23 protein-coding genes and 2 tRNA genes are annotated in these 26,262 nt (G+C 65.6%); 11 read left to right on the forward strand and 14 right to left on the reverse strand.

Translation table 11 applies throughout. The annotated features are described in order from the left end of the window. Positions 1 to 63: 63 nt before the first annotated feature. On the reverse strand, positions 64 to 990 hold the full coding sequence (locus tag AC1ZQA_RS08700; RefSeq protein ID WP_482676581.1) for a LysR family transcriptional regulator: 927 nt from the start codon (positions 988 to 990) through the stop codon (positions 64 to 66). Between the two features lie 124 nt (positions 991 to 1,114). On the opposite strand from AC1ZQA_RS08700, the gene xdhA reads away from it, so the two are divergent. The 3 genes from xdhA to xdhC are packed head-to-tail and all read left to right on the forward strand — an operon-like array spanning position 1,115 to position 6,079. After that, complete coding sequence (gene xdhA / locus AC1ZQA_RS08705; RefSeq protein ID WP_482676582.1) at positions 1,115 to 2,713, forward strand: xanthine dehydrogenase small subunit; 1,599 nt, start codon at positions 1,115 to 1,117, stop codon at positions 2,711 to 2,713. A gap of 10 nt (positions 2,714 to 2,723) precedes the next feature. After that, positions 2,724 to 5,234, forward strand: a complete 2,511-nt coding sequence (gene xdhB / locus AC1ZQA_RS08710) for a xanthine dehydrogenase molybdopterin binding subunit (RefSeq protein ID WP_482676583.1) — start codon at positions 2,724 to 2,726, stop codon at positions 5,232 to 5,234. Further along, positions 5,231 to 6,079 (forward strand): xanthine dehydrogenase accessory protein XdhC, encoded by an 849-nt coding sequence (gene xdhC, locus AC1ZQA_RS08715; protein WP_482676584.1) that lies wholly within the window; start codon positions 5,231 to 5,233, stop codon positions 6,077 to 6,079. The genes xdhB and xdhC overlap by 4 nt, the downstream gene beginning before the upstream one ends. Before the next feature lie 9 nt (positions 6,080 to 6,088). Here the strand turns inward: xdhC and ilvD are convergent, their stop codons facing one another. After that, positions 6,089 to 7,930, reverse strand: coding sequence for a dihydroxy-acid dehydratase (gene ilvD, locus AC1ZQA_RS08720; RefSeq protein WP_482676585.1), 1,842 nt, complete (start codon positions 7,928 to 7,930; stop codon positions 6,089 to 6,091). 107 nt (positions 7,931 to 8,037) lie between these two features. Here ilvD and AC1ZQA_RS08725 point away from each other — a divergent pair, with 107 nt between their 5' ends. From AC1ZQA_RS08725 to AC1ZQA_RS08740, 4 genes are all read left to right on the forward strand, one after another. Further along, the gene (locus AC1ZQA_RS08725; protein ID WP_482676586.1) at positions 8,038 to 8,937 is read left to right on the forward strand and encodes a LysR family transcriptional regulator; all 900 of its coding nucleotides are present in this window, start codon (positions 8,038 to 8,040) and stop codon (positions 8,935 to 8,937) included. 103 nt (positions 8,938 to 9,040) lie between these two features. After that, positions 9,041 to 9,622: a superoxide dismutase gene (locus tag AC1ZQA_RS08730; RefSeq protein ID WP_482676587.1), complete on the forward strand. Its 582-nt coding sequence runs from the start codon at positions 9,041 to 9,043 to the stop codon at positions 9,620 to 9,622. A gap of 200 nt (positions 9,623 to 9,822) precedes the next feature. Then, positions 9,823 to 11,958 (forward strand): 5-histidylcysteine sulfoxide synthase, encoded by a 2,136-nt coding sequence (gene ovoA, locus AC1ZQA_RS08735; protein ID WP_482676588.1) that lies wholly within the window; start codon positions 9,823 to 9,825, stop codon positions 11,956 to 11,958. Next, the gene (locus AC1ZQA_RS08740) at positions 11,955 to 13,061 is read left to right on the forward strand and encodes an ADP-ribosylglycohydrolase family protein (RefSeq protein ID WP_482676589.1); all 1,107 of its coding nucleotides are present in this window, start codon (positions 11,955 to 11,957) and stop codon (positions 13,059 to 13,061) included. The genes ovoA and AC1ZQA_RS08740 overlap by 4 nt, the downstream gene beginning before the upstream one ends. A 125-nt stretch (positions 13,062 to 13,186) precedes the next feature. Here AC1ZQA_RS08740 and AC1ZQA_RS08745 read toward each other — a convergent pair. The 7 genes from AC1ZQA_RS08745 to pgsA form a co-directional block, all read right to left on the reverse strand. Further along, a tRNA-His gene (locus AC1ZQA_RS08745) sits at positions 13,187 to 13,262 on the reverse strand. Positions 13,263 to 13,320: 58 nt separating this feature from the next. Continuing rightward, the gene (locus tag AC1ZQA_RS08750) at positions 13,321 to 15,243 is read right to left on the reverse strand and encodes a SurA N-terminal domain-containing protein (protein WP_482676590.1); all 1,923 of its coding nucleotides are present in this window, start codon (positions 15,241 to 15,243) and stop codon (positions 13,321 to 13,323) included. 138 nt (positions 15,244 to 15,381) lie between these two features. Then, positions 15,382 to 15,457, reverse strand: a tRNA-Val gene (locus AC1ZQA_RS08755). A gap of 71 nt (positions 15,458 to 15,528) precedes the next feature. After that, complete coding sequence (locus AC1ZQA_RS08760) at positions 15,529 to 15,801, reverse strand: HU family DNA-binding protein (protein ID WP_320377344.1); 273 nt, start codon at positions 15,799 to 15,801, stop codon at positions 15,529 to 15,531. 194 nt (positions 15,802 to 15,995) lie between these two features. Further along, positions 15,996 to 17,099 (reverse strand): tartrate dehydrogenase, encoded by a 1,104-nt coding sequence (locus AC1ZQA_RS08765; RefSeq protein WP_482676591.1) that lies wholly within the window; start codon positions 17,097 to 17,099, stop codon positions 15,996 to 15,998. Positions 17,100 to 17,121: 22 nt separating this feature from the next. Beyond that, positions 17,122 to 17,979, reverse strand: a complete 858-nt coding sequence (locus AC1ZQA_RS08770) for a DMT family transporter (protein WP_482679305.1) — start codon at positions 17,977 to 17,979, stop codon at positions 17,122 to 17,124. Between the two features lie 41 nt (positions 17,980 to 18,020). Next, on the reverse strand, positions 18,021 to 18,599 hold the full coding sequence (gene pgsA / locus AC1ZQA_RS08775; RefSeq protein ID WP_482676592.1) for a CDP-diacylglycerol--glycerol-3-phosphate 3-phosphatidyltransferase: 579 nt from the start codon (positions 18,597 to 18,599) through the stop codon (positions 18,021 to 18,023). 169 nt (positions 18,600 to 18,768) lie between these two features. Here pgsA and AC1ZQA_RS08780 point away from each other — a divergent pair, with 169 nt between their 5' ends. Continuing rightward, positions 18,769 to 18,921 carry a hypothetical protein gene (locus AC1ZQA_RS08780; RefSeq protein ID WP_482676593.1) on the forward strand — a complete coding sequence of 51 codons (153 nt, stop codon included), beginning with the start codon at positions 18,769 to 18,771 and terminating at the stop codon, positions 18,919 to 18,921. On the opposite strand, the gene AC1ZQA_RS08785 is transcribed toward AC1ZQA_RS08780, so the two are convergent. Then, on the reverse strand, positions 18,913 to 20,283 hold the full coding sequence (locus AC1ZQA_RS08785) for a sensor histidine kinase (RefSeq protein WP_482676594.1): 1,371 nt from the start codon (positions 20,281 to 20,283) through the stop codon (positions 18,913 to 18,915). The genes AC1ZQA_RS08780 and AC1ZQA_RS08785 overlap by 9 nt on opposite strands. 18 nt (positions 20,284 to 20,301) lie before the next feature. Beyond that, the gene (locus AC1ZQA_RS08790) at positions 20,302 to 21,042 is read right to left on the reverse strand and encodes a response regulator (RefSeq protein WP_482676595.1); all 741 of its coding nucleotides are present in this window, start codon (positions 21,040 to 21,042) and stop codon (positions 20,302 to 20,304) included. 163 nt (positions 21,043 to 21,205) lie between these two features. On the opposite strand from AC1ZQA_RS08790, the gene AC1ZQA_RS08795 reads away from it, so the two are divergent. Genes AC1ZQA_RS08795 through AC1ZQA_RS08805 form a run of 3 tightly spaced genes read left to right on the forward strand, consistent with a single transcriptional unit; the run spans position 21,206 to position 22,706 of the window. Next, positions 21,206 to 21,649: a hypothetical protein gene (locus AC1ZQA_RS08795; RefSeq protein WP_482676596.1), complete on the forward strand. Its 444-nt coding sequence runs from the start codon at positions 21,206 to 21,208 to the stop codon at positions 21,647 to 21,649. Positions 21,650 to 21,679: 30 nt separating this feature from the next. Beyond that, positions 21,680 to 21,997 (forward strand): hypothetical protein, encoded by a 318-nt coding sequence (locus AC1ZQA_RS08800; RefSeq protein ID WP_482676597.1) that lies wholly within the window; start codon positions 21,680 to 21,682, stop codon positions 21,995 to 21,997. 19 nt (positions 21,998 to 22,016) lie between these two features. Beyond that, on the forward strand, positions 22,017 to 22,706 hold the full coding sequence (locus AC1ZQA_RS08805) for a DUF2202 domain-containing protein (protein WP_482676598.1): 690 nt from the start codon (positions 22,017 to 22,019) through the stop codon (positions 22,704 to 22,706). A 289-nt stretch (positions 22,707 to 22,995) separates the two neighbouring features. Here the strand turns inward: AC1ZQA_RS08805 and AC1ZQA_RS08810 are convergent, their stop codons facing one another. Genes AC1ZQA_RS08810 through AC1ZQA_RS08820 form a run of 3 tightly spaced genes read right to left on the reverse strand, consistent with a single transcriptional unit; the run spans position 22,996 to position 26,125 of the window. Next, positions 22,996 to 23,322, reverse strand: a complete 327-nt coding sequence (locus tag AC1ZQA_RS08810; RefSeq protein WP_482676599.1) for a c-type cytochrome — start codon at positions 23,320 to 23,322, stop codon at positions 22,996 to 22,998. 60 nt (positions 23,323 to 23,382) lie between these two features. Next, a complete protein-coding gene (locus AC1ZQA_RS08815) occupies positions 23,383 to 24,636 on the reverse strand; it encodes a hypothetical protein (protein WP_482676600.1) in 1,254 nt (417 codons plus the stop codon). A 4-nt stretch (positions 24,637 to 24,640) separates the two neighbouring features. Further along, positions 24,641 to 26,125, reverse strand: coding sequence for a cytochrome ubiquinol oxidase subunit I (locus AC1ZQA_RS08820; RefSeq protein WP_482676601.1), 1,485 nt, complete (start codon positions 26,123 to 26,125; stop codon positions 24,641 to 24,643). Positions 26,126 to 26,262 lie beyond the last annotated feature (137 nt).

A 26,262-nucleotide genomic window follows, 5' to 3' on the forward strand; every position in this document is an offset into this window, starting at 1 on the left:
GATGCTTCGCTCAGGGCGGCGAAGTCAGTCGCCCCGCGCCGCATCGGCCGGGGTGCAAACGGATCATCCGGGCGCCTTGGCTGCCGCCTCGCGCACCTGCGCGCGCAGCCAGCGGTGCGCGGCATCGAGATGCGCACGGGCATGCCACAGGAGGTAGTAGGTCAGCGGTGGAAACGGCACCGGGCAGGGCAGGATGCGCACCGAAAGTCCCGCATTCACATAGCGCTGGCAGAAGCGCCGCCCGGTGGTCAGCACCAGCAGACTGCGCGCCACCAGGCCTGGAATGAGGTTGAAAAACGCGCAATGCACCGCGATGTTGCGCTGCAGTCCAAGATGGTGCAGGTGCTGGTCGATCACGCCCTCGCCCCCTGCCCGCAATGGCGACGGCGCCACATGCTCGGCCTGCAGGTACTGCGCCAGATCGAGCCCACGGCGCAGCGCCGGATGATCGGCCGCGACCAGGCAGACGATCTCGTCCTCGAGCAACGGCGCGAGATGCAGATCCTGCGGCGGCTCCAGCCAGTTGCCAAGCACTGCGTCGATCTCACCGGCGGCCAGTGCATGGCGGTAATCCAGCGAGGCGGTCAGCGGCAGCACATCCACCCCGCAAAGCGGCGCCTCGCGCTTGAGGGTGGAGATGAGCTCGGGCAGAAACGCCGGGTCCATGTAATCCGCCGCGGCCAGGCGGAACTGGCGGGTGCTGTGCATCGCGTCGAAGTTGCGCACACCATCCACCAGGCGCTGCGCCTCGCGCAGGATGCAGGCACAGGGCTCGACCAGACTCGCCCCGAACGCCGTGGGCACCATGGCGTTGCCACTGCGCACCAGCAGCTCATCGCCCGTGAGTGCACGCAAGCGGCGCAGCGCGGCGCTCACCGCAGGCTGGGTGGTGCCCAGCCGCAGCGCGGTGCGCGAGACATTCGATTCGGTCAGCACGGTATGCAGTACCCGGATGAGATGCAGGTCGATGGAGTCCAGCGCATTGTTCATGGTGCAGCCCCTCGCGGCATCAGCCGCCTTGCATGTTTTGTATACAGTTCAGCATATGTCAACCGCGCAGGAATCGTGGCCCAATCCTTGCAGAGACTGCAGCGCACGCCTGCGCGACACCACCATGAACATCCAGCCCATCCGCTTTGTCCACCGCGGCCAGATCGTTGAAGCCAGCGGCCTGCCCATCACCACCACCGTGCTGCAATGGCTGCGTGAACACGCGCATCAGTGCGGCACCAAGGAAGGCTGCGCCGAGGGCGACTGCGGTGCCTGCACCGTGATCGTGGCCGAACTCGGCGATGACCATGGCGCACACGCCGCCAATCGCGCAGTGCAGCTCGGCCCGCTGCGGTTGCGCCCGGTCAACGCCTGCATCCGCTACCTGCCCACGCTGCACGGCAAGGCGCTGCTCACCGTCGAGGACCTGCAGCGCCTCGCGCCTGACCGCGCGCTGCACCCGGTGCAGCAGGCGCTGGTCGATTGCCACGGTTCGCAGTGCGGCTTCTGCACGCCCGGCTTCGCCATGTCGCTGTATGCCAGCTACGAGCGCCACCAGGGTGCGGGGACAAGGCCCACGCGCCAGCAACTGGCCGACGATCTGGCCGGCAATCTGTGCCGCTGCACCGGTTACCGGCCCATCCTCGATGCCGGTCAGGCGATGTTCGACGCGCCGGCGGTGCGCCTGGACCCCGCGCCGATCGCTGCGCTGCTGCGCGAGATCGCCCACAACACCCCCGAGCCCTTCGTCTACGCCGCGCCCAACTCGGCCCTCCACGATGCGCAGGGCCGGGCGCGGATCGACCAGTTCATCGCGCCGCGCAGCGTCGATGGGCTTGCGGCTGAGCGCGCCGCAAGACCGCAGGCCACCCTGCTTGCAGGCGCCACGGACATCGGCCTGTGGACCAACAAGCAGTTCCGCGATGTGGGCGATCTGCTCTACCTCGGCGACGTGCGCGAACTGCACGCGGTGGAGCACGACGGCGTGCTGCTGCGCATGGGCGCGGCGGCGCAGCTGGAAGACGCCTGGGCCGCGCTGGTGCAGCACTGGCCCACGCTGCGCGACATGGCGCTGCGCTTTGCCGGTCCACCGGTGCGGCATGCCGGCACGCTGGGCGGCAACGTGGCCAACGGCTCCCCAATCGGCGACAGCGCCCCGGTGCTGCTCGCGCTCGACGCAGTGCTGCTGTTGCAGCAGGGGCCGTCCCAACGCCGCCTGCCGCTGGCCGCGTTCTATTCTGACTACATGAAAAACGCGATGCAGCCCGGCGAGTTTCTGCGCGCCATCGAAGTGCCGCTGCCCGCCACGGGCGATGCCCCGCTGCAGTTGCGCGCCTGGAAGCTGTCCAAGCGCTTCGACTGCGACATCTCGGCGGTGAGCTGCGGCCTGGCACTGCGGGTGAATGCGCAGGGCCGCGTCGAGCATGTACGCCTGGCCTTCGGCGGCATGGCGGCTGTCGTGAAACGCGCGGCCCAGGCCGAATCCGCGCTGCTCGGCCAACCATGGAGCGAGGCCAGCGTGCGCGCGGCGATGCAGGCACTCGATGCCGACTTTCAGCCGCTGACCGATCTGCGCGCCAGCAGCGCCCACCGCCAGCGCGTGGCGCGCCATCTGCTGTGGCGCTTCTGGCTGGAAACCCGCCCCGATGCGCCGCTGCCCGCCAGCCTGACCAGCGTCTGGGCCGAACTGCGCGCGCCGCAGGACACGCTGCAGGTGGTTTGAGGAGCGCGCCATGAACAAGCTGTTCGATCCCTTGCCGACCGCTCCCAACCTCACCGACTTTGCCCCATCAGACACCCATCCCCTGCCCGAGACCGCATGGCCCGCCCTGCGCGGAGGCGCGAGCGTGGGCGATAGCCCGCCGCCGGGCCGCCCCAAGGCGGGATGCGCCCCCTCGGGGGGCAGCGACGGCATTGCCGGAGCGCGGGGGCATTCCACCCCGCCGCACGAATCGGCGCATCTGCATGTCAGTGGACAGGCAACCTACACCGACGACGCGCCGGAATTGCATGGCACGCTGCATGCAGCGCTCGGGCTGTCGCCGCTGGCGCATGGCAAGCTGCTTGCCATCGACCTTGACCGGCTGCGCGCCCAGCCTGGCGTGGTGGCGGTGTTCACCGCGGCGGACATTCCGGCAGCGAACGACTGCGGCCCTGTGGTGCACGACGATCCCATTCTCGCCAGCGGCGAATTGCGCTATCTCGGTCAGCCGGTGTTCCTGGTCGTGGCAACGACGCACGCTCTGGCGCGGCGCGCCGCGGCGCTGGCGCGCGAGACGATCCGCGCCGAGCCGCTGCCTGCCGTGCTCACCGCGCGCGAGGCACACGCGCTGGGCCAGCATGTGCTGCCGCCGATGCATCTGAAGCGCGAGACAGCGCCTGGCGAACTTGAGCGGATGATGGCTTCGGCCCCGCATCGCCTGCAGGGCAGTTTCAGCGTGGGCGGGCAGGAACAGTTCTATCTCGAGGGCCAGGTGGCGTATGCCATGCCGACCGAGAACGCGGGCCTGCGGGTCCTGTGTTCCACCCAGCACCCCAGCGAGATGCAGCATGTGGTGGCGCACATGCTGGGCTGGATGCACCATCAGGTGCAGGTGGAATGCCGGCGCATGGGCGGCGGCTTCGGCGGCAAGGAATCGCAGTCGGCGCTGTTTGCCTGCTGCGCGGCGCTGGCCGCGCATTTGCTGCAGCGGCCGGTGAAGCTGCGGCTGGACCGCGACGACGATTTTCTCATCACCGGACGGCGCCACGGCTTCGACTACGACTACACGGTCGCCTTCGACGACGACGGCCGCATCCTCGCCTACGAAGTCACGCTCATCGCCAACGCCGGACATTCGGCCGATCTGTCTGGCGCGGTGCTCACCCGCGCGATCTGCCATGTGGACAATGCCTACTGGCTGCCCAATGTCGCGATCCACGGCCATGTGGCGCGCACCAACACCCAGAGCAACACGGCGTTCCGCGGCTTCGGCGGGCCGCAGGGCGCGCTGATCACCGAGATCGTGCTCGATACCATCGCCCGCAGGCTGGGCTGCGATGCGCTGCAGGTGCGCCGTGCCAACTTTTATGGTGTCGGCCAGAACAACCACACGCCCTACGGCCAGGGTGTGACCGACAACATCCTGCATCCGCTGGTTGATCAACTCGCCCGCAGCGCCGACTATGCCGCGCGCCGCGCGGCAATCGAGCGCTTCAACGCCGCAAGTCCGGTGCTCAAGAAAGGGCTGGCGCTCACCCCGGTCAAGTTTGGCATCTCGTTCAACGTCGTGCATCTGAACCAGGCCGGGGCGCTGGTGCACATCTACACCGACGGCAGCGTCCTGGTGAACCACGGCGGCACCGAGATGGGGCAGGGGCTGAACACCAAGGTGGCACAGGTCGTCGCCGAGGAACTGGGGCTGGACTATGGCATGGTGCGCTGCACGGCTGCCGACACCCACAAGGTGGCCAACACCTCGGCCACTGCCGCATCCACCGGGGCCGACCTCAACGGCATGGCCGCGCTCGCCGCCGCCCGCACCCTGCGCCAGCGCCTGGCCACCTTCGCCGCCGAACGCTACGGTGGCACCGCCGACGCGGTGCGCTTGCGCGGTGGACAGGTGCATGCCGGCGGCATCGCCCTGCCCTTCGCCGATCTGGTGCAGCAGGCCTACGCGGCGCGGGTGCAGTTGTGGAGCGACGGCTTCTACGCCACGCCCGACCTGCACTGGGACGCCAAGACCCTCACTGGCCACCCGTTCTACTACTTCGCCTACGGCGCGGCGGCAAGCGAAGTGCTGGTGGACACCCTCACGGGCGAATGGCGGCTGCTGCGCGCCGACCTGCTGCATGACGCCGGTCAGTCGCTCAACCCGGCCATCGATATCGGCCAGATCGAAGGGGCCTTCATCCAGGGCATGGGCTGGCTGACCATGGAAGAACTGGTGTGGCATCCCAAGACCGGACTGCTGCTCACCCACGCCCCCAGCACTTACAAGATCCCCACAGCCAACGACTGCCCTGCGGTGCTGCGGACGGCCCTGTTCGACCATCCCAACCCCCAGCCCACCATCCACCGCTCCAAGGCCGTGGGCGAGCCGCCACTGCTGCTGCCGTTCTCGGTGCTGCTGGCGATCCGCGATGCCATCTCCGCCGTGGGGGAGCACCGCATCGACCCGCCGCTGCGCGCCCCGGCAACGCCCGAGGCCATTCTCGACGCGGTCGAGGCGGTGCGCGCGCAAGGCGCAGCGGAGGCGACATGAAACCGGAGCCGAACCCGAGCCTGCTGCAACAAGACGATGCACAACAGGCACCTTGGGTGCGGGTCACCCTCAGCCGGGTGCGCGGCTCCGCGCCGCGTGAACAGGGTGCGTGCATGCTGGTCGGCGCCACGCGCACGAGCGGCAGCATTGGCGGCGGGCATCTGGAATTCTGCGTCATCGCAACCGCGCGGCAGTTGCGCGCGCGCTGGATCGCGAGCGAGCCGCCCGCGCCGCATGTGGAAAGCCACGCGCTCGGCCCCGCCCTCGGGCAATGCTGCGGCGGCCAGGTCGAGCTGCACTACGAAATCGCCGCCAGCTCTGCGCTGCCTTCGCCCACTCCGCTGTTCCATCTGCAACTCTTTGGCGCGGGCCATGTCGGCCGGGCGCTGGTGCGGGCGCTGCGCCCGCTGCCCTGCCACGTCGACTGGATCGACGAACGCGAGCAGGAATTTCCGCCCGATGTCCTCGCTCCCGAGCCCGAGCACCCATGGCCGTCCACCCTGCGCGCGCTGGCGGTGGACGCCCCCGAAGCCGAAATCGCCACCGCCCCGCCCGGCGCCTTCTATCTGGTGATGACCCACAGCCACGATCTCGACTTTCGCCTGGGCGAAGTCATCCTGCGGCGATCAGACATTGGCTGGTTCGGGCTGATCGGCTCGGCCACCAAGCGCGCGCGCTTCCTGCGCCGCTGGCGCGATCGCGGCGTTGCGGAAACCGCGCTGCAGCGGCTGGTCTGCCCGATCGGTATTTCCGGCATCGTCGGGAAGGCGCCAGAGATCATTGCCGCGTCGGTGGCGGCGCAGTTGCTGCTGGAGGCGTCCCAGATCCGCTCGTGCGCCACCTGAGCGGGCCGGTCAGTCCTTGAGCAACTCCGCGTTGCGCACCGCACCCTTGTCGGCGCTGGTCACCAGTTTGGCGTAAGCCCTGAGCGCCTGGCTGACCTTGCGTGCGCGCGGGGCGGCGGGCTTCCAGCCGCGGGCATCCTGCTCGGCGCGGCGGCGGGCCAGTTCCTCGTCGCTCACATCCACGCGCACCACGCGGTTCGGAATGTCGATCACGATGCGATCGCCCGTGCGCACCAGACCGATGGCGCCGCCTTCTGCCGCCTCGGGCGAGACATGGCCGATCGACAGCCCGGCGGTGCCACCGGAAAAACGCCCGTCGGTGATCAGCGCGCAGACCTTGCCCAGGCCCTTGGATTTGAGATAGCTCGTCGGGTAGAGCATTTCCTGCATGCCGGGGCCGCCGCGCGGGCCTTCGTAGCGGATGACCACCACGTCGCCCGGCTTGATCTGCCCGCCCAGAATGGCATCCACCGCCGCGTCCTGGCTTTCCAGCACCACCGCGGGGCCGGAGAAGGTGAGGATGCTCTTGTCCACCCCGGCGGTCTTGACAATGCAGCCGCGCTCGGCCAGATTGCCGAACAGCACGGCCAGACCGCCGTCTGTGCTGTAGGCGTGTTCCAGATCGCGGATGCACCCCGCGGCGCGGTCGGTGTCCAGCGTGTCATAGCGGCAGCTCTGCGAGAACGCCTGCGTGCTGCGCACCCCGGCCGGGCCAGCGCGGTAGAAGGTCTTCACCGCATCGGCAGGCTGGCGCGCCACGTCCCAGGCGTCGAGTGCGGCAGCCAGCGTCGGCGCATGGACCGTGGGTACGCGGTTGTCGAGCAGCCCGGCGCGATCGAGCTCGCCCAGAATGGCCATCACACCCCCGGCGCGGTGCACGTCTTCGAGGTGGAAATGGCTGGATGGCGCGACCTTGCACAGCGTGGGCACCTTGCGCGACAGCCGGTCGATGTCGGCCATGCCAAAGTCCACGCCGCCTTCCTGTGCCGCAGCCAGGAGGTGCAGCACGGTATTGGTCGAGCCGCCCATCGCGATGTCCAGCGACATGGCGTTCTCGAACGCCGCCTTGCATGCAATGCTGCGCGGCAGCACGCTCTCGTCATTGCCTTCGTAATAGCGCCGCGCCAGTTCGACGATGGTGCGCCCTGCACGGCGGAACAGTTGCTCACGATCGGCATGCGTGGCCACCAGCGAGCCATTGCCCGGCAGCGACAGGCCCAGCGCCTCGGTCAGGCAGTTCATCGAGTTGGCGGTGAACATGCCAGAGCATGAGCCACAGGTCGGGCAGGCGGAACGTTCGATCGACTGCACATCGTCATCCGACACCTTGTCGTCGGCGGCGGCGACCATCGCGTCGATCAGGTCGAGCGAAATCACCTTGCCGGCCAGCCGCGTCTTGCCCGCTTCCATCGGCCCGCCCGAGACGAACACTACCGGAATGTTGAGCCGCAGCGCGGCCATCAGCATGCCGGGGGTGATCTTGTCGCAGTTGGAAATGCACACCAGCGCGTCGGCGGTGTGCGCATTGCACATGTATTCCACGCTGTCGGCAATGATGTCGCGCGACGGCAGGCTGTAGAGCATGCCGTCATGCCCCATTGCAATGCCGTCATCCACCGCGATGGTGTTGAACTCCTTGCCCACCCCGCCGGCCTTCTCGATTTCCTCGATGACCAGTTGCCCGAGGTTCTGCAGATGCACATGGCCGGGGACGAACTGGGTGAAGGAATTGGCCACGGCGATGATGGGCTTGCCGAAGTCGCCATCCTGCATGCCGGTGGCGCGCCACAGCGCGCGGGCCCCGGCCATGTTGCGGCCGGCTGTGCTGGTACGGGAACGGTAGGCGGGCATGGGGCGGTTCTCCTGCGTGGAATGATGGATACGGACCGAGATTGTCCGAAGCCTCGGCTATATTGAACAATACATTTTCGATTGTGGCGCCATACGCCAGACGAATCATGGAACTGCGGCAGCTCCGGTACTTCATCACCATTGCGGAACAGGGCAGCTTCTCGCGGGCGGCCGAGCGACTGCATGTGTCGCAGCCCCCGCTGTCGACCCAGATCAAGGCGCTCGAGGATGAGCTCGGCGCGCGGCTGCTGGAGCGCAGCAATCGCGGCGTGGCGCTCACACCATCCGGGGCGGCCTTTTTCGAGGACATCCGCTCCGTTCTCGCCCAGCTGGAACACGCCGTGGGGCGGGTGCGGCAATGCGAGCGCGGCGATGTCGGCACGCTGTCCATCGGCTTTGTCTCCATTGCCGACTTCGGCATCCTGCCCCCGACGCTCAAGAGTTTCCGCGCACACTACCCGCAGGTGGACGTGCAACTGCACGAACTCACGACCGATGCCCAGATCCGCGAACTGCGCGCCGCAGAGCTCGATCTCGGCATCGGCCTTGCCCCGGTGGATGAACCTGGATTGACCTTCACCAGCCTGCTGCACGAGCCACTGATCCTCGCCGCCCCGACGGCGCACCCCGCTGTGCAGAGCAGCGGCGCGGTCGATCTGCACGCCCTCGCCAAGGAACCTTTCATCGTGCCGCCCCGCAGCATTGGCCCCGGCCTGTACGACCTCACGCTCAGCCTGTGTCAGGCCGCTGGATTTGCGCCCCGCATCACCCAGCATGCGCGGCAGATGCAGACTGTCATTGGATTGGTCTCGTGCGGCATGGGCGTGGCCCTTGTGCCGGCTTCGCTGCGTCACCTCAAGCGTGCCGGCGTGCAGTACCGGCCACTGCTCGGCAAGCCTTCCACCATCGAGCTCGGCATCCTGCAGCCCATCCAGACGCCCAACCCCCTGCGGGACAACTTCATCCACAGCCTGCGCGAAGCGGCCCAGCGCCTGGCGCAGACTTGAAGGGGTGTGCAAGGCCATCCCATCCCTTTGAGCAGAATCAACACGCAATTCCTAGAATACCGATCTGGACCCGTGCAACCGCCACTCACTCAAGGAGAAGCCCATGCAACACGAACTGCCCCCCCTGCCCTTCGCTCCCGACGCGCTCGCACCGCACATGTCGCGCGAGACGCTGGAATACCACCACGGCAAGCACCATCAGGCGTATGTCAACAACACCAACAATCTGATCAAAGGCACCGAGTTCGAGTCCATGCCGCTCGAAGACATCATCAAGAAATCCAGCGGCGGCATTTTCAACAACAGCGCCCAGGTCTGGAACCACACCTTCTTCTGGAACTGCCTCAAACCGGGCGGGGGCGGCGAGCCCAAGGGCGCGCTGGCTGCGGCGATCAACGCCAAGTGGGGAAGCTACGCCGCGTTCAAGGAAGCGTTCCACAAATCCGCCGTCGGCAATTTCGGCTCCGGCTGGACCTGGCTGGTCAAAAAGCCAGACGGCACGGTGGACATCGTCAACACGTCGAACGGCCAAACCCCGCTGACCACTGCCGACAAGGCCCTGCTCACCGTCGACGTGTGGGAGCACGCCTATTACATCGACTACCGCAACCGTCGCCCTGACTTTGTCACCACCTTTCTCGACAAACTGGCGAACTGGGACTTTGCCGAGAAAAATTTCGGCTGAGCTGCGCTGACAGTGCTCGAAAGGCCCGCTGATGCGGGCTTTTTTCTGCCCGGGCTGAAGATTCTGGCCGAGTGTTCACACCGTTGATCAGGTTTCTTGCACTCGATTACATTGGCGCCATCCAAGCAGGCCGTGCAGTCCCTCCGCGCTGTGTTTCGCGTGGATCGCACAAACGGTTCACACTCCCACAGCCAACCGTCATGTCGACTCTCCCCCTGCGCACCTTGCCGCTTGCCGCAACCCTGCCGCCCACCTGGCGCGAGCAGGTTCGCGCCGCATTCCACGCCACCTTCGATCGCTACGAGTCGCTGTTTCAACTGCTGCAAGGCGACGAGGCGTATTTCAAAAAGCCCATCACGCTGCGTCACCCGCTGATTTTCTACCTCGGCCACACCGCAACCTTTTTCATCAACAAGTTCGTCCTCGCCGGAATCGTTGAGCAACGCATCGACCCGCGGCTGGAGTCGATGTTCGCCGTCGGCGTCGACGAAATGAGTTGGGACGATCTGGACGAGGCGCACTACGACTGGCCTGCGGTGCAGGCGGTCTGGGACTACCGGGCCAGGGCGCGCGAGCTGATCGACGGCGTCATCACCCGCCTTCCGCTCGACCTGAGCGGCGGCTGGTGGAACAGCCCCTGGTGGGTGGTGATGATGGGGATCGAGCATGAGCGCATTCATCTGGAAACCTCCTCGGTGCTGATCCGCCAGCATGCGCTGCGCCATGTCAAGCCGCATCCGGACTGGCAGCCTTGCCGCGATGCGGGCGAGCCACCCCAGCCCGAGCTGGTGCCGATCGGCGCTCGGCAGTTTCGCCTCGGGCGCGACCGGCGCGATCCGCAGTTCTATGGCTGGGACAATGAATTCGGCGTGCACGAGGCGCGCACCGCAGCGTTTCAAACCGGGCGCACGCTGGTGTCCAACCGTGAATTCCACGCTTTTGTCGAGGCCGGCGGCTACCGCGACGATGCGGTCTGGAGCGAAGAAGGGCTGGCCTGGCGGCGTTTTGCCCAGGCCGAACATCCGACGTTCTGGGTGCGCGGCGCGAACGGCTGGCGGCTGCGCCTGCTCGCCGAGGAAATGCCGATGCCGTGGGACTGGCCGGTCGAGACCAATTTTCACGAGGCCAAGGCATTTTGCAACTGGATGGCGCGGCAAACCGGGCAGCCGTACCGCTTGCCCACCGAGGATGAATGGCACGCGATCCGGCTGCAGGCCGGCGTGCCCGATGCGCCGCAGCCCGTGCCCGCGGCGGCAAACATCGAGCTCGACCATTTCGCCTCCAGCTGTCCGGTGACCCGGTTTGCGCACGGCGAGCTGTTCGATGTCATCGGCAATGTCTGGCAATGGTGCGAGACCTGCACCTACCCGTTCGACGGCTTCGAGGTGCATCCGGTCTACGACGACTTCACCACTCCGACCTTCGACGACCGCCACGCGATCCTCAAAGGCGGATCGTGGATATCCTGCGGCAATGAAGCGCTGCCTGGGTCGCGCTATGCATTCCGCCGGCATTTTTTCCAGCACGCCGGGTTTCGCTACGTGATCAGCGACGCGCCGGTTCCGCAGCAGGCAAGCAGCTATTACGAAACCGACGCGCAGGTCGCGCAGTACTGCGAGTTCCACTGGGGTCAGGAATATTTTGGCGTGCCCAACTTCCCCAAGGCGCTTGCCGAGTCATGCGTGCAGGCGATGCAAGGCCAGCCGATGCGCCGCGCGCTCGACCTGGGCTGCGCCACCGGCCGGGCGAGCTTCGAGCTGGCGCGGCATTTCGAGCACGTGACGGGGATCGATTTTTCCGCGCGTTTCATCGGCATCGGCCATCAGCTCGCCGCGCAGGGGCGGATTCGCTACACCCTGGTCGATGAAGGCGAGCTCGCCAGTTACCACGAGCATGGCCTGGCCGAACACGGTCTGAGCGATTGCGTCACGCGCACCGAATTTTTCCAGGGCGATGCGTGCAATCTCAAACCGGTCTATACCGGCTACGACCTCATCCTCGCCGCCAATCTGATCGACCGGCTCTACGAGCCGGCGCTGTTTTTGCGCGAAGTGCACCGGCGCATCGTCCCCGGCGGGCTGCTCGCGATCACCTCGCCCTACACCTGGCTGACCGAATTCACCAAGCGCGCGCACTGGATCGGCGGCTTCAAAAAGGACGGTGAAAACTTCACCACCCTCGACGGCCTGCACGCGCTGCTCGATGCGCACTTCGAGCGCATCGCGCCGCCACGCGACCTGCCCTTCGTCATCCGCGAGACCGCGCGCAAGTTCCAGCACAGTCTCTCGCAGCTCACGCTGTGGCGGCGCCGCGCCGATCCGGGGAGCGCACAATGACCGCGCGCGACATGGCCGACCGCGCGCAAGGCGCGCTGCTCGGCGCGTTCATCGGCGAGGCGCTGGGCGTCGGCCCGCACTGGGTGTACGACCTCGACCAGCTGCGCGCCGATTTCGGCCCCTGGATCGACGACTACACCGCGCCACGCCCAGGGCGCTACCACGCCGGACTGCGCGCCGGAGACTCGTCGCAACCCGGCTTTTTGCTCGAACTCACACTGCAAAGCCTGGTGGCATGCGGCGGATACGATGAGACCGACTTTTGTCGGCGCATCGATACCGAGTTTTTCCCGCTGATCGACGGAACGCCGCACAGCGGCCCCGGCGGCTACACCAGTCAGTCGATGCGCGAGGCCTGGCGCAAGCGGGTGCAGCAGGGTCTGCCCTGGGGTCGGGCCGGCGGTCTGGCCGACAACACCGAGGCCGCCGAGCGCACGCTGGCGATCGCGGTGCGACATGCCTGCGATCTGGGCGCAGTCGCCCGGCATGTGGCAGCCAACGCGGCATTGACTCAGATCGACCCGACCGTGCTGGCGATGACCACCGCCTACGGCTGTGTGCTCGCGCTGCTGGTGCAGGGCGAACCGCTGGATGCGGCGATCTCCGCCAAGCTGCTCGCACGCGTGCACCGCGGCGAGCTGCCGTTTCATCACGTCACCGACGCCGCGCTGGACGCAGTTCCGACGGGCGCCGAGCGCACGGCGCAGCCGGGCGAGTTCGCCTCGCCCGATGCGCTGCTCACAGCCGGAAGCATTGCGCGCGCGGCGCATGACCCCGATGTGCGCATCGAGCCGGCGTGGAAAGTGTCGCTTGTCTACGGCATGCCGTGCGCGGTCTATCACCAATTCCCCGCGGCCTACTATCTCGCCGCGCGCTTTGCCGGCGATTTCGAAAGCGCGGTACTGCACGCGATCAACGGCGGCGGGCAAAACCAGGCACGGGCGATGCTCACCGGCGCGCTGGTTGGTGCGCAGGTCGGACTATCAGGAATTCCGCAGCGCTTCATCGACGGCTTGTTGTGCGCGCCGCGCGTGCTGCCGCTGATCGCACGGCTTGCCGAGCAAGCCACACGCGCAAGCAAGCTGACACCCCGCGTCCCCTGACGCGCCCGATGGGGGGTGTGCATTCCCGCGAAGTCCAGATTTCCGCAAAGTCCCTGCACAGCCTGCATGAACGCCGCGCAACAAAAAACCCAGCGGGTTAGGCTGGGCTAAGTGTCTGAATTGATTGGGGTGGCTGATGGGACTCGAACCCACGACAACAGGAATCACAATCCTGGACTCTACCAACTGAGCTACAGCCACCACAGAAAAACGGACATTCTACACCAGAGCGGCTTGCTGGCCTGGCGCAACGAGTGGGTCAACCTGCTGCAGCGGGCTCGGCCTTGGGCTGGTAGAGAATTTCCACGCCAAACCGCTTTTTCAAAGCCTCGACATACGCATTGATGATGCCTTGCGTGAGGGTCTGGTTCTCTGCACTGGCAGCGGCGCGGACCAGTTCTGTGGGCACAGTCCCTTCGATGGTCTTCACGAGCTGAACGACGGCGTAGCCTTGGGCACCGAGGTCCACGCCGGCCACGGTCGGCAGCTTCTCGGTGCTGAGCCCGAACGCCTTGGCGACGACTGCGTTTGGAACATCCGGCGTCGGCTGAGTCTGGCTCAATGTCAGGGGCGGACCAAAGGTCAGTGCGGCTGGTGACTTCAGCGCCTTTTCTCCAGCCTCGCGCGCAAGATCTGCGGCCCTCTGATCGATGAGCAGTTGCCTGGCCCGCGACTGGACTTCAGCGAAAGGTTGGGTCTGGGCTGCTGAATAGCTCAGTACGCGCCCGGATGCCCAGACGTTGGGGGCAATTTGAATGGCCTGTAGATTGTGCTTGTTGCGCAGGCTGTTTTCGGCAAACAGTGCGTCGAGGAAGGCCTTGCTGGCCAGCGGATTGGTGCTGCCCGGCGCCGCGGGCTGCGGGGTGCGGGTGACGCCATTTGCAGTCTGCACTTTCAGGTGCAGTTTGTCCACCACGGGCTGAAAGCTGTCGGGGTGCTCGAACACGGTGTTGGTGAATGTATCCACGTCAGCGGACAGGCGCTTTTGCACGGCCTCCTGCTGCAGCTGTTTTTCGATGTCTGCCTTGACCGCATCGAACGGTTGCTGGCGGCCGGGCTTGATGCCGGTCAGTTCGATGATGTGGTAGCCAAACTGGGTTTTGATCGGGCCGACGATTTCGCCGATCTTGGTCATGCCGAACACTGCATCAGAAAAAGGCTTGACCATGGCACCGGCGGTGAAATAGCCCAGGTCGCCACCCTTGTCGGCCGAGCCTGGATCTTGAGAGTCTTTTCGGGCCAGCTCCGCAAATGTCGCGGGGTTCGCCTCGACCTGTCTGGCGATGGCTTCCGCCTTGGCCTTGGCGGCACTCGCCTGCGCAGGGGTGGCGTCGCTCGGCACCGTGATCAAGATATGGCTGGCGCGACGTTCAGCCGGGGTTGAAAACTTGGCGAGATTCGCGTCGTAATACGCCTTGGCCTGCTCCGGCGTGATCTGGACATCGGCGGCCAGAGCGTCTGCGCTCAGGACCACATATTGAATGTTGGCTTCTTCGGGCTTTTGAAAACGCGCGGTATTGTTTTTGTAGAACGCCTCGACTTCTGCCGGCGTCACCTGCACCTGGTTCACATAGTCGGAGGGCTTGAACAGCGCCAGGCGAACCTCGCGTTGCTGCGCCGCGGCCTTGGCAGCCGCAGTCGCCAGGGCCTGGCTATCGATCACAGAGCCCGCAACACCGCCCAGCACCTGCTGCAGAATGAGTTGTTCGCGCACCTGAGCCTCGAATTGCGCGGTGGTCATGCCTTGCGCGGCGATCAGACTGCGGTAGGCCTGCACATCGAAACTGCCATCCGGCTTGCGCAGAGCCGCCACCTGCGGAATTTGCAGGATGGCCTGCTGAACCTGGGCGTCAGTCACCGCAAGATGTTCGCGTCGGGCTTCGAGCTGCAGCAGCCGCTGACGCACCAGGCCGTCGAGCGTGCGCAGCTTCTGTTGGGGCGTATCGAGCTGCTTGATGTCCACCGAACTGCCCAGCATGCTTTGCAGGCGCGCAATCTCTTCACGATTCGCGGCGTCAAGTTGTTCCATGGAAATGACCTGTCCATCGACCTTGGCCGCCGCATTCTGCTTGCCTTCGAAACTGCTGTAACCCTGGATGCCGAACAACACAAAAGATGGGAAGATCAGTACGAACAGCACGATCTGCATCAGCTTGCTGTGTTTGCGTATGGATTCGAGCATGGTGGCGCGGGCTTGTAGAGGGGTGCAATGCGAAACGGCGTCGCATTGTGGGTCGTCTGTTCAATGGCAATGCGATGGCAAGCCGATCAGGACGAAGGGAAAGTATGGGGGAACAACAGTGCGTGAACTGGCAACCGATGGTGGGTGCTGAGGGGTTCGAACCCCCGACCTACGCCTTGTAAGGGCGCCGCTCTACCAACTGAGCTAAGCACCCGGTTGCCGCTCAACGCGATGGGACGGCACGGGCATTGCAGCACCGCCCTTGCCGTCACAGCGGAGGAACGATTACTTGATGGCGTCTTTCAACCCCTTGCCAGGGCGGAATTTCGGAATCTTTGCGGCCTTGATCTTGATGGCCGCGCCGGTACGCGGGTTGCGCCCGGTACGTGCGGCGCGCTTGGTCACAGCGAAGGTGCCGAAACCGATGAGAGACACACTGTCGCCTTTTTTCAGAGTGCGACGCACCGCGTCCACCAAGGCATCGAGCGCACGACCAGCCTGGGCTTTGTTCAGGTCTGCGTTGTTGGCGATGTGTTCGATCAGTTCTGCCTTGTTCACTTGTGTCCCTCTTCGGTCTAGGTGGATGTGGATGCGCAAGGCAACACCCTGCGCCAAAATTGCGCCCTTCTCAGCAGCGCAACGACGATCTGTTGATTAGAGCGGGGACGAATTGCCCCTGTCAATGCGGCGGATCAGCGACATCGCAAGCCGCGCGCAAGACCGTGCATTCTAGCTGCGCTTGAAATGGGGTTTCACAGGCATCCGGCGATTGCACGGCCCAGATCGGTCGTGCGATCGCGCCCTCCCAGGTCCGGCGTGCGCGGAGCGCCGCTGGTCGGGTCGAGCACGGTTTCGATCGCGCGCAGCAGGGCATCGTGCGCTGCACGGTGACCGAGAAAATCGAGCATCAATGCCGCGCTCCAGATCTGCGCGATCGGGTTGGCGATGCCCTGCCCGGCAATGTCCGGCGCCGAGCCGTGGACCGGCTCGAACAGCGAGGGAAACCGCCGGTCCGGGTTGAGGTTGGCCGATGGCGCGATGCCGATCGTGCCGCAACATGCCGGCCCCAGATCGGAGAGGATGTCGCCGAACAGATTGCTGGCCACCACCACGTCGAACTGCTGTGGGCGCTGCACGAAATGCGCGGTGAGGATGTCGATGTGGAACTGGTTGACCTGCACATCGGGATAGTCGGCGGCCATCGCCCGCACCCGCTCGTCCCAGTACGGCATGGTGATCGAAATGCCATTGGACTTGGTCGCCGAGGTCAGCAGCTTGCGCGGACGGCTGCGCGCCAGATCGAAGGCGTAGCGCAGCACGCGGTCGATGCCGATGCGGCTCATCACCGTCTCCTGGATAACCACCTCGCGCTCGGTTCCGGCATACATGCGCCCGCCGATGCTCGAATATTCGCCCTCGGTGTTTTCGCGCACGATCAGCATGTCGATCTCGCCCGGCGCATAGGCGCTGCCGTCGCGCCGCACCAGCGGCGAGCGCACCCCGGGCATCAGCCGTGCCGGGCGGAGGTTGACATACTGGTCGAACTCGCGCCGGAACTGCAGCAGCGATCCCCACAGCGACACATGGTCGGGCACCACATCCGGGCAGCCGACCGCACCAAAGAAAATGGCGTCATGCGCTCCGATGCGATCCTTCCAGTCGTCGGGCAGCATCTTGCCGTGGCGCTGGTAATAGGCGCACGAGGCAAAGTCGAAATGATCGAGCTGCAGCGCGATGCCAAAGCGCCGCGCCACGGCGTCCAGCGCGCGCAGGCCCTCGGGCATGACTTCCTGGCCAATGCCGTCCCCGGCAATGACCGCAATGCGCAGTGGCTGTTGCGTTGATGCGATGGTCATGGAACGTGCTCCTTCGATCGATTCATGAACGGATCAATGGCGCCGCGGGGCTGCGGGTCACTGCAACCACACCGGCAGCCACCATGCCCATGCCCAGCCAGGTGGCTGGCCCCAGCGTCTCGGAAAACAGGACCCAGCCCATCAGCGCGGTCACCGGTGGCACCCAATAGATCAGACTGGTCACCTGGACCGCAGCGCCGCGCTGGATGAGCAGATAGAGCAAGGCCCCGGCTCCCACGGTCAGCGCCAGCACCGACCAGGCCAACGCACTGATCAGCTGGCCGTTCCAGATGACAGGCTCCGCTTCGAGCAGCGCAAACGGCGCGCTCAGGATGAAGGCGGCAAGCAGTTGTACGGCAAGCGCACCCCAGACGGCGGTGGGCTGCACGAAGCGCTTCTGCCACAGTGTCCCCGCAGTGATGCTGCCCAGCGCCAGCAGCGCCAGGGACAGATTGTGCGCGCTGAGTTCGCCGCCTTCGAGCTTGTGCAGAACCACCAGTGCCAGACCGCCGAACCCGAGCAACAGGCCGAGCCACTGGCGACTGTGGACGCGCTGCCCCGCAGCGGACACGAGCACCGCGGTCAACAAGGGTTGCAGGCCGACGATCAAGGCGACGGTACCAGCAGGGATGCCGTTCTTGACCGCGGCCCAGACACCACCGAGATAGCCCGCCTGCATCAACCCGCCGACGACCGCCAGATGCATCCATTGCCGCCAGCCACGCGGCCACTGCGTGCGCAGCCACCAGGCCAGGGGCAACAGGACCAGCAGCGAAAAGGCGTAGCGCAGACAGAGAAATTTCAGCGGCGGCGCGTACGGCATGCCGTAGCGAGCGACGATGAAGCCGGTGCTCCAGATCAGCACGAACACCCAGGGCATGACGCGCCGCAACCCCTGTGCAGCGTTGCTGTGTGAAGCATTCACGACAGCTTCAGACCGGCCAGGGCGATGCGGAAGTAATACAGCATCGACCACAGGGTGAGACCCGCAGCCACCCAGATCAGCACCTGCCCGATCGGCACCGTCTCGGCCACGCCGAACAGCGTGCCGCCGTACAGCAGAAACGGGATGGCCACCATCTGCACGGCGGTCTTGACCTTGCCGATGTAGCTCACCGCCACCCGCCGCGACTGGCCGATCTGCGCCATCCACTCGCGCAGCGCGGAAATGGCGATTTCGCGGCCGATGATGATGAGGGTGACCAGTGCATCAACGCGTCCGAGCTGCAGCAAGATCAGCAGGGCGGCCGAGACCATCAACTTGTCCGCCACGGGGTCGAGAAACGCGCCGAACGCCGAGGTCTGGTTCCACTTGCGCGCCAGATAGCCATCCAGCCAGTCGGTGATGCCGCTGAGGATGAACAGCACCGTCGCAGTGATGTTGCGCTCCGGCAGAGTGAGCCAGCCCGTCGGCAGGAAATACACCCCAACGATCAGGGGAATGGCCGCCACCCGCGCCCAGGTGAGCAGGGTTGGCAGATTGATCGCGCGGGTGGACATAAGACTGATAAGGACAGGTGACGGACGACGAAAAACCGGACTGGACAAGGGCATTGCACGGTAAGCCGGATCAGGAACGCGACAATCCACGCCGCACACCACGCCGGGCCGTTACGGCATGATAGGGTCATCACCCTGTGCTGCCTGCCCCGACTTCCGGAACCCACCCATGCAATCCAACTGGTTTGCGTCGCATGTCGACCTCCTGCTCTACATCTATGGTGGCCTCGCCATCGCCCTGGTTGTCTGGACGCTGTGGCGGGCGCGCAAGCGCAAACGGGCCGCCGCGCAAGATGACAGTGGGCCTTCCCGTTCAGACTGAAGGCGATTGCGGAACCTCCACCCACGCCATCAGGCCGCCGCCCTCGCGCGCCTGGAGGCCCACTTGCCAGCCATGCTGCTGCGCGAGTTGGCGTGCGATGGTCAGCCCCAGCCCCGAGCCCACACCCTGCCCCGGTGTGCGTGCCGCGTCCAGCCGGTTGAAGGGCTCGAACACCGCGTCCAGCTGGTCTGACGGTATGCCCGGGCCGCGATCGAGCACGGTGATGCGCACACGCCCTGCCGACTGCGCTGGCCTGGCCTGCAGAACGATCGGACCCGGCGCATGGCGCACCGCATTGGCCAGCAGATTGTCCACCACGCGCTGCAGCGCGTGAACATCGACCCAGGCCTGCAGATCCGGCGCGCACTGCACCTCCAGAACTGCGCCTTGCGAGCGCGCCCAGTCCGCATGGGTCTGCGCACGTTCCAGCAGCCAGGGCAGCAGCGCGACTTGCTGCGGCGCGCTGGCCTGCAGCCCGCGTGCGAGTTGCAGCACCTCGCCGATCAGACGATCCATCGCCAGCACATCGCGCTCGATCTGATCGAGCCGCGCCTCGGTGGGCTGCATGCGCTGCAGTTCCAGCGCGAGGCGAATGCGGGCCAGCGGCGTGCGCAGATCGTGCGACACCCCGGCGAGCAGATTGGTCCGTGCCTGCAGCAAGGTGTCGATGCGCGTGGCCATCTGATTGAAATGCGCCGCCAGCCGGACAAGTTCTCGCGGGCCGGTCTGTGGCAGGCGTTGTGGCGTATCGCCCTGCGCGAGTTGTGCAGCCGCCTGCTCCATGGCTTCCACGGGCCGGGTGATGCGCCGCGCCCACCACAGGGCGAGCAAGGTCGCGAGCGGCAGGCTCAGCAGCAGCCCAACGACCAGTGCGCGCACAGGCTGGGTCTGGATGCGACTATTGTCCACGCCCACGCCGATCTCGCGCCCGCCCGCAGGAATGCTGGTCCACAACCAGACGTGGCCCAGCGCATCGGTCTGGCGATCGAAGTACAGAGGATGCCCCACGCGTTGCTGCAGCGCCTGCTCGACATAACCGATGTACAGGCCATGCACCAAACCCGTGTCGGCGGGCGGTGGCAGATCCGGTCGCAGGCTGAGACGGTAATTGGCCTGCAACTCCCGTTCAAAGGCCGGTCGCGTCTGCGGCGGCAATTCGGCCCAGGTCTGTGCGGACAGCACCATGAGCCCGGCAAGATCATGCGCCGAGCGCTTTGCCATGGGCTGCAGCACGAACAGCAGCGCCACCGCGGCGAACGCCAGTTCCAGCGCCAGCACCAGCACCACCATGGCGCGCACGGTCTGCAGGCGCAGGGTGCGCGTGCGCAGCACGTTGTCGATCAGGCGGGACTCGCGCGGCACGGCGTCAGCGTGAACAGCTCAGGCTGCGGCGCCTGCCGGGTTGAACAGATAGCCCTGGCCCCGGATGGTGCGGATGTAGACGGGATGCGCCGGGTCGTCCTCGATCTTGCGGCGCAGACGCGTCACGCGCACGTCAATGCTGCGATCAAAGGCATCGCGCTCATAGCCTTTGAGCCAGTCGATGAGTTGATCCCGACTGAGCACGCGATTGGGATGCTCGGCCATGGCTTGCAACAACGTGAATTCGGCCACGCTCAGGCCCACGTCCTGACCATCACGCAGCAGCCGAAACGCTGCGGCGTCGATCAAAAAAGGGCCGAAGCGCGTCACGCCCTTGCCGACTTCGGCACCTGCCTGGGCCGCGTCGCCTGGCGCAGCAGCCTGCGCCCGACGCAGCAGCGCACGCAACCGGGCCAGCAGTTCGCGCGGGCTGAAGGGCTTGGGCAGATAGTCGTCGGCGCCGACCTCCAGGCCGATCACGCGGTCGATCTCTTCACCGCGCGCCGACAGCATGAGGATGGGCACGTCGCTGGTGCGGCGCAGCGCGCGTGCCAGCGAGAGGCCGTCCTCACCGGGCAGCATGAGATCGAGGATGACAGCCTGCGGTGCGGCCTGCGCCAGGCGCTCGCGCATCGCGTCGCCATGCGCTGCCAGATCGACCGTGTAGCCGTTGCCCGTGAGGTAATCGCGCAGCATGTCGCGCAACTCCGGGTCATCGTCCACCACCAGAATGCGTGCAGTTTGAGAGATCGCGATCATTCTTGGAGTCTAGGCCGATCTGCCCGCTCTGCGTGCAGCCTGAAATGTGCTGAAACACAGCGTCACCCAGGGCAACCAAGCCAGGCTTGCAGGACATCCGGGCGAAACCCGCGCCGACAAACATGACGGCATCGATCACGTTCACTGCCTTGTCCACCCCACCATGTTCGCTCGTCCGGCCCTTGTCACCCGCGTTGCCTTGCAGGCCAGCCTCGGCCTGAGTCTTTGCGGCATGGGGCTGGCCTCTGCGCAGCAGCCGCGGTTGAGCGCGGGTGCGCTGTTCGAGTCATCGCGCCAGGTGGCGGTCGATCAGGCGCAACAGGCCGAATCGGGTGTCGCGGCGCAGGTCAGCAAGGCGCTGCCCGCTGCCGCGATGCCCCCAGCCGTCGGGCTTCGGGGCTTGCAGGGAGACGGCGGGCAGGGCCGCGGCGCAACAGACTCTCCGTTCGGCACCGGCTACGAGCGCCGGATGGAACGCGCCGCAGCGGCGGCCGGGCTGTCCGATGGCGCACCCGCCCGACCGGCTGCCGCTGGCACCGCTGCGGGCGGTGGGGCGGGCGCCGGAGCCCATGCGGGCGGACAAGGCAGTGGACGTGGTCGACGCTGATTCAAGTTTTCCAACCTCAAGGAGTTCATCATGAAACAACGCAATGTCCTTCGTTTTCTGGCTGCCGCAGTGGCCGTGGGTGCCGCAGGGTCCGTGTTCGCCGCGGGCATGGGTGGTGGCGGCATGGGCGGGATGGGTGGCGGCATGGGTGCCGGGGCGGCTGCAGGCGCCGGAGCGGGCCAGATGCAGCAACACCAGTACCAGCATCGCAACATGCATCAGAACAGCGGCACGGCGCCAGGAACTGCACAGGGCCAGAAGCTGCAGCAGCGCGATCAACAGCGGGATCAGCAGCGCATTCAGGACCCCGCCTTGAGCCCGACGGCACCTGCCACCTCGACCCACTGATCGAAAGGACGACCACACCATGCAACGCCGACTCGTTCTGGGTTCTATCCTCGGCGCTGCGCTGTTGACTCTGGGTGGCTGCGGCGGCGGGGACACCGCCGTCGCAGCAGCACCGGCGAGCAGCGACGCAACTTCCGCCACGGCCATCACCGCACTCAGCACCCAACTCGCCACCATTCCCGCGTCCACGCTTTCCACCGAGGAAGCCAGCGCGCTGGTGTTCATGCGCGAGGAGGAGAAACTCGCCCGCGACGTCTATCAACTGCTGTTCACGCAGTGGGGACAGAAGGTGTTCAGCAACATTGCCGCCAGCGAACAGCAGCACATGGACGCGGTTGCGCTGCTGCTCACCCGCTACGGCCTGCCCGATCCGGCCGCCGGCACTGCCGTGGGCGTCTTCCACGATGCCCATGTGCAGGAGCTGTTCAACACCCTGATGGCGCAGGGTCAGACCTCGCTGATCGGCGCTCTCACCGTGGGGGCGACGATCGAGGATCTGGACATTGCCGATCTGCAGCAACGCATCGCGGCAACCGACAACGCCGACATTGCCTTGGTCTTTGGCGAGCTGATGAAAGGCTCACGCAACCACTTGCGCGCGTTCATCTCGCAACTGACCAAGCAGGGCGTGACCTACACGCCGCAATACATCACCCAGGCCGAGTTTGACGCCATCGTCAACAGCGCGACCGAAAAGGGCAGCATCTGAGACTGTTCTACCCTTCCGCGGCCTTCTCAGGCTGCGGCTTAGCGGACAGGTGATTCAACCGCACCGAGCCAGACCGGAGCAACGCCACGCCACGCAATGCGGGTGGCCTGGCGTTGCGCTGTTTTTAGGCAACACTGAACAAGTCCCCTGCGCGCTGCGCATCCGGCCTGCAGGCGGTCTGCGGCGTTGCACATCCTCGCCATAGCTTGGGCTATGGCTGCGGTGTGCGCCTTGCATCCCATCCCGCCGCCCGGCGCGCAGCATCACAAGGACTTATTCAGTATTGCCTTTACTTCGTCCCCGGCTTGATGTTGGCGAAGTACATCGCGATCTGGTCGATGTCGGAATTGCTCAGCGGCTTGGCCATCGCGCCCATGATGGCGTTGGGCCGCGTACCGTCGCGGAACTCACGAAGCGTCTGGACCAGATAGTCCTTGTTCTGCCCGGCCAGGTTGGGATAGGTCGGAAGAATGGCATGGCCGTCTGCGCCATGGCAGGAGAAGCACACGCCAAACTTGGCGTTGAGCGCGGCATTCGGCGCGGCCTGTGCCAGCCCGCTGCCTGCGGCCAGCAAGAGACCCGCGATGAGGATGGAAAAGAATTTGCGTTGATTCATGATGCAGCTCGAAATGAGGTCGATGAGAGCGCGCTGCGTCGGCTGACGCAGCGCAGGTCGTCAGGCGGCAAAGCCGATGTTGCGCACGTAGGCCCACACGCCAATGGCGAAGAAGGCAGCCATCCAGCTCCAGTTGACCCACACGGCAATGTCGCCCATGCGGGACACCGTGCGGTCTGCGGTGTACAGCCCCTTGATCTTGCCAGCCTTCCACAGCATGGTGGTGTAGAACGCGACCAGCGAACCACCAACTCCCACAAACGTGGCGAAGAACCAGATCACCGCGCCCCATTCATAGTGCGGCTTGGAGGCCAGGTTGTAGTGATACGGCGCCAGATAGGCCACGCGCAGCGCCTCGCGGTCGACCGAAACGATCAGCGCCATCAGGGCATAGAGCGCCATGGCCGAATACGCTTGCAGCGCCGAGCTGCCCACCGGCACCTGGCGCGCATACAGTGCGACACCGACGATCAACAACAAGGTCAGCCAGAACAGCGGCTGGGTGAACACCTGCATGGACGACGGCAGGCCATAGGCCCACAGCAGGCCGGTGACAAGCTGCAGGGCCACGCCCCAGTACGCCGTCTTCACGCCAAGGCGGTGCGCCAGGTCGAGATAGTCCGATGGAAAGTCGGCGCGCGCGCGGAAGTAACGCGCATAGCCCAGCAGGAACACGCCCGTCATGGTCAGCGACATGACAATGAAAAAGGCAAAGCGCGACAGCTCGAAGGCGTGAATGCCCATGCCGTTCATCACCGGCACGCCGTGGGGCGCATACCACTGCATCCACTTCTGCGGAAACAGCCCCTGATACGACAGCACATGCATGATGAAGCCGTCGAAAATCAGCAGCGACAGCGCCGCGGTGGCCCACCAGACCGTGGTGTCAGGCGCCTCGGCGGCGTGCGACACGTCGTGGTTCTTGAAATAGAACACGAACCACAGGGTGTAGCCGATGCCCAGGGTGAAAATGAAAAAGATCACCCAGAATGCCGACAGCAGGTTGCTGGTGTACCACGACGGGTCATAGATGGTCTGGGTGAACAGCAGCGGCGCCACGCCGAGCACGATGGCCATCGAGACGGCGATCTTGGCCACGCCGGTCATGGCGACCGACAGCCGCGCCCAGGCGGGTTGATGACGGCGCATGAAAGCGATGATGGCCAGCAGGCCGGAGCCCAGCGACAGGTTGACAAAGGCGATGTGAAACGCCCAGGTCAGCACGTTGAGGTATTGGAACAACCATGCAGGTGCTGGCAGGCCCGCCGGGTCCTGCAGCGCGCCGAGCATGGCGGAAACGGATGCGTTGTCCATGAGGTCAGTCCTTTGCTTGGATGGCTTGTGCGCCCGCGGCCTGCGCCGCGGCGGTATGCAGCGGCGCCGCGGCCGGCGCAGCGCGTGCGATCAGATGGCCCTCTGCGTCCACCGTGCCGGCGTTGACCGCGGCGAGGAAAGTGGCCAGCGCGTGTTGCTCATTGGTCGGCAGATCGATCTTGGGCATGTAAGGCACCGAACCATGCGCCAGCGGCCCGGCGAGAAAGCCCTGGATCATCGCCACATCCGTGGTGCCATGCAGCAGCTTGGGCAGCGGGCGCAGCGGACCGTCCTGGTTGATCGAGTGGCAGTTGGCGCAGGACATCACCGCCAGCAGACGCCCGGCCTCCATCTGGTTCTGCGGCGTGATCACGCGCAGGTCGGCCGGCACGAAGGCCGCGGTCTTGAGCAGGCCGTCCTTGGCGATCAGCGGCACCTCATCCTGGATGCCCAGCCCCGGCACGTCGCGCCCGATGACCTGATTGGAATACATGTACTGGCCGACCACCCAGGGTTTGCGCAGGCTCTCCCGCGTGCGCTCCTCCGGCCAGATGCCGGCAACCAGCAGAATGGCCACCATGCCCACCGCGATCGGTACACGCACCGACTGCGGCTTGAGGTAGACCCACAGCAGATACAGGCCGATCAGCACCGAGGTGGTGGCCAGCGGCACAAAGGTCGTGACGCGGAAATCCACATGGCCGAACCAGTCGGGCAGACGATCCTTGAGGATGACCAGCGCGTTGGGCGGCAGCGTGGCCACATACCACATGAAGGCGAGCGCGCCGCCCACCAGCCCGACGATGCCGAGCTTGGCCACGGTCTGCCCGACATCGCGCCGCAGCGGATCGCCCTTGGGAATGGCGGCAACGATGATGCTGCCCACCACGGCGGCCGAGGTCAGCATGAGGAAGCCTCGGTCGGCCAGCTGCGCGGCGAAGTTGAGGTTGTAGAACGCGTCGAACACCGAACCGGTGAGATACCAGCGCTGGCTGCCCGGCCACATCATGAACGACAGGATGCCGATGATCAGCACCAGCGTGGCCACCGAGCTGACGACGAAGGTCCAGGTGATCTTCAGGTGCGTCTTCGGGTCGATCTTGCCGATGGTGTAGACCAGCGCATACACCCCGATGACCTCGACGGTGAAGAACACCCACTCGGTCGCCCAGGCCCAGACGAAGTTGTGGATCAGCGCGGAAATGCCGCGCGGACTGGCCACAGTGACCGAGTACCAGATCCCGGGGCCGGTGACCGAGCCCCAGATGTACGAGAACACCAGCAGGAACATGCCGTACTTCTTGATGTACTGCATGATCTCGGGCTTGTTCTCGCGCACCGAGCGGCTTTCCAGCAGGGCAAACAGCACCGCAGCACCGACCGAGGTGTTGGACGCCAGCACATGGATCGTGCCGATGATGCCCATCACCCAGGCGGTACCGATTTGGGGCACGTACCACGTGGGATACATGCCGATCAGCTCAGACATACAAACTCCTTCAAGCAATGTGTGGACGGTGGATCACGGTCTTGACGCCGTTGCCCGTCGAGGCCATATCCATGCATCAGTATTCGCTGATGTGGATCAGGGAACAAGATGACAAAACGCCGCTGGGAAAACCCTGA

It is taken from the genome of Thiomonas sp. DCM-2 (genome assembly GCF_056820905.1).

What these genes read in the sequence shown, in the direction of transcription:
- AC1ZQA_RS08765 (WP_482676591.1), bottom strand. Translation starts at nt 17,099, where the DNA reads ATGACCATCGCATCAACGCAACAGCCACTGCGCATTGCGGTCATTGCC.
- AC1ZQA_RS08740 (WP_482676589.1), top strand. Translation starts at nt 11,955, where the DNA reads ATGACCGCGCGCGACATGGCCGACCGCGCGCAAGGCGCGCTGCTCGGC.
- ovoA (WP_482676588.1), top strand. Translation starts at nt 9,823, where the DNA reads ATGTCGACTCTCCCCCTGCGCACCTTGCCGCTTGCCGCAACCCTGCCG.
- AC1ZQA_RS08730 (WP_482676587.1), top strand. Translation starts at nt 9,041, where the DNA reads ATGCAACACGAACTGCCCCCCCTGCCCTTCGCTCCCGACGCGCTCGCA.
- xdhA (WP_482676582.1), top strand. Translation starts at nt 1,115, where the DNA reads ATGAACATCCAGCCCATCCGCTTTGTCCACCGCGGCCAGATCGTTGAA.
- AC1ZQA_RS08725 (WP_482676586.1), top strand. Translation starts at nt 8,038, where the DNA reads ATGGAACTGCGGCAGCTCCGGTACTTCATCACCATTGCGGAACAGGGC.
- AC1ZQA_RS08800 (WP_482676597.1), top strand. Translation starts at nt 21,680, where the DNA reads ATGAAACAACGCAATGTCCTTCGTTTTCTGGCTGCCGCAGTGGCCGTG.
- AC1ZQA_RS08780 (WP_482676593.1), top strand. Translation starts at nt 18,769, where the DNA reads ATGCAATCCAACTGGTTTGCGTCGCATGTCGACCTCCTGCTCTACATC.
- AC1ZQA_RS08700 (WP_482676581.1), bottom strand. Translation starts at nt 990, where the DNA reads ATGAACAATGCGCTGGACTCCATCGACCTGCATCTCATCCGGGTACTG.
- AC1ZQA_RS08795 (WP_482676596.1), top strand. Translation starts at nt 21,206, where the DNA reads ATGTTCGCTCGTCCGGCCCTTGTCACCCGCGTTGCCTTGCAGGCCAGC.
- AC1ZQA_RS08790 (WP_482676595.1), bottom strand. Translation starts at nt 21,042, where the DNA reads ATGATCGCGATCTCTCAAACTGCACGCATTCTGGTGGTGGACGATGAC.
- AC1ZQA_RS08810 (WP_482676599.1), bottom strand. Translation starts at nt 23,322, where the DNA reads ATGAATCAACGCAAATTCTTTTCCATCCTCATCGCGGGTCTCTTGCTG.
- AC1ZQA_RS08820 (WP_482676601.1), bottom strand. Translation starts at nt 26,125, where the DNA reads ATGTCTGAGCTGATCGGCATGTATCCCACGTGGTACGTGCCCCAAATC.
- pgsA (WP_482676592.1), bottom strand. Translation starts at nt 18,599, where the DNA reads ATGTCCACCCGCGCGATCAATCTGCCAACCCTGCTCACCTGGGCGCGG.
- AC1ZQA_RS08805 (WP_482676598.1), top strand. Translation starts at nt 22,017, where the DNA reads ATGCAACGCCGACTCGTTCTGGGTTCTATCCTCGGCGCTGCGCTGTTG.
- AC1ZQA_RS08770 (WP_482679305.1), bottom strand. Translation starts at nt 17,979, where the DNA reads ATGCCCTGGGTGTTCGTGCTGATCTGGAGCACCGGCTTCATCGTCGCT.
- ilvD (WP_482676585.1), bottom strand. Translation starts at nt 7,930, where the DNA reads ATGCCCGCCTACCGTTCCCGTACCAGCACAGCCGGCCGCAACATGGCC.
- xdhC (WP_482676584.1), top strand. Translation starts at nt 5,231, where the DNA reads ATGAAACCGGAGCCGAACCCGAGCCTGCTGCAACAAGACGATGCACAA.
- AC1ZQA_RS08815 (WP_482676600.1), bottom strand. Translation starts at nt 24,636, where the DNA reads ATGGACAACGCATCCGTTTCCGCCATGCTCGGCGCGCTGCAGGACCCG.
- xdhB (WP_482676583.1), top strand. Translation starts at nt 2,724, where the DNA reads ATGAACAAGCTGTTCGATCCCTTGCCGACCGCTCCCAACCTCACCGAC.
- AC1ZQA_RS08750 (WP_482676590.1), bottom strand. Translation starts at nt 15,243, where the DNA reads ATGCTCGAATCCATACGCAAACACAGCAAGCTGATGCAGATCGTGCTG.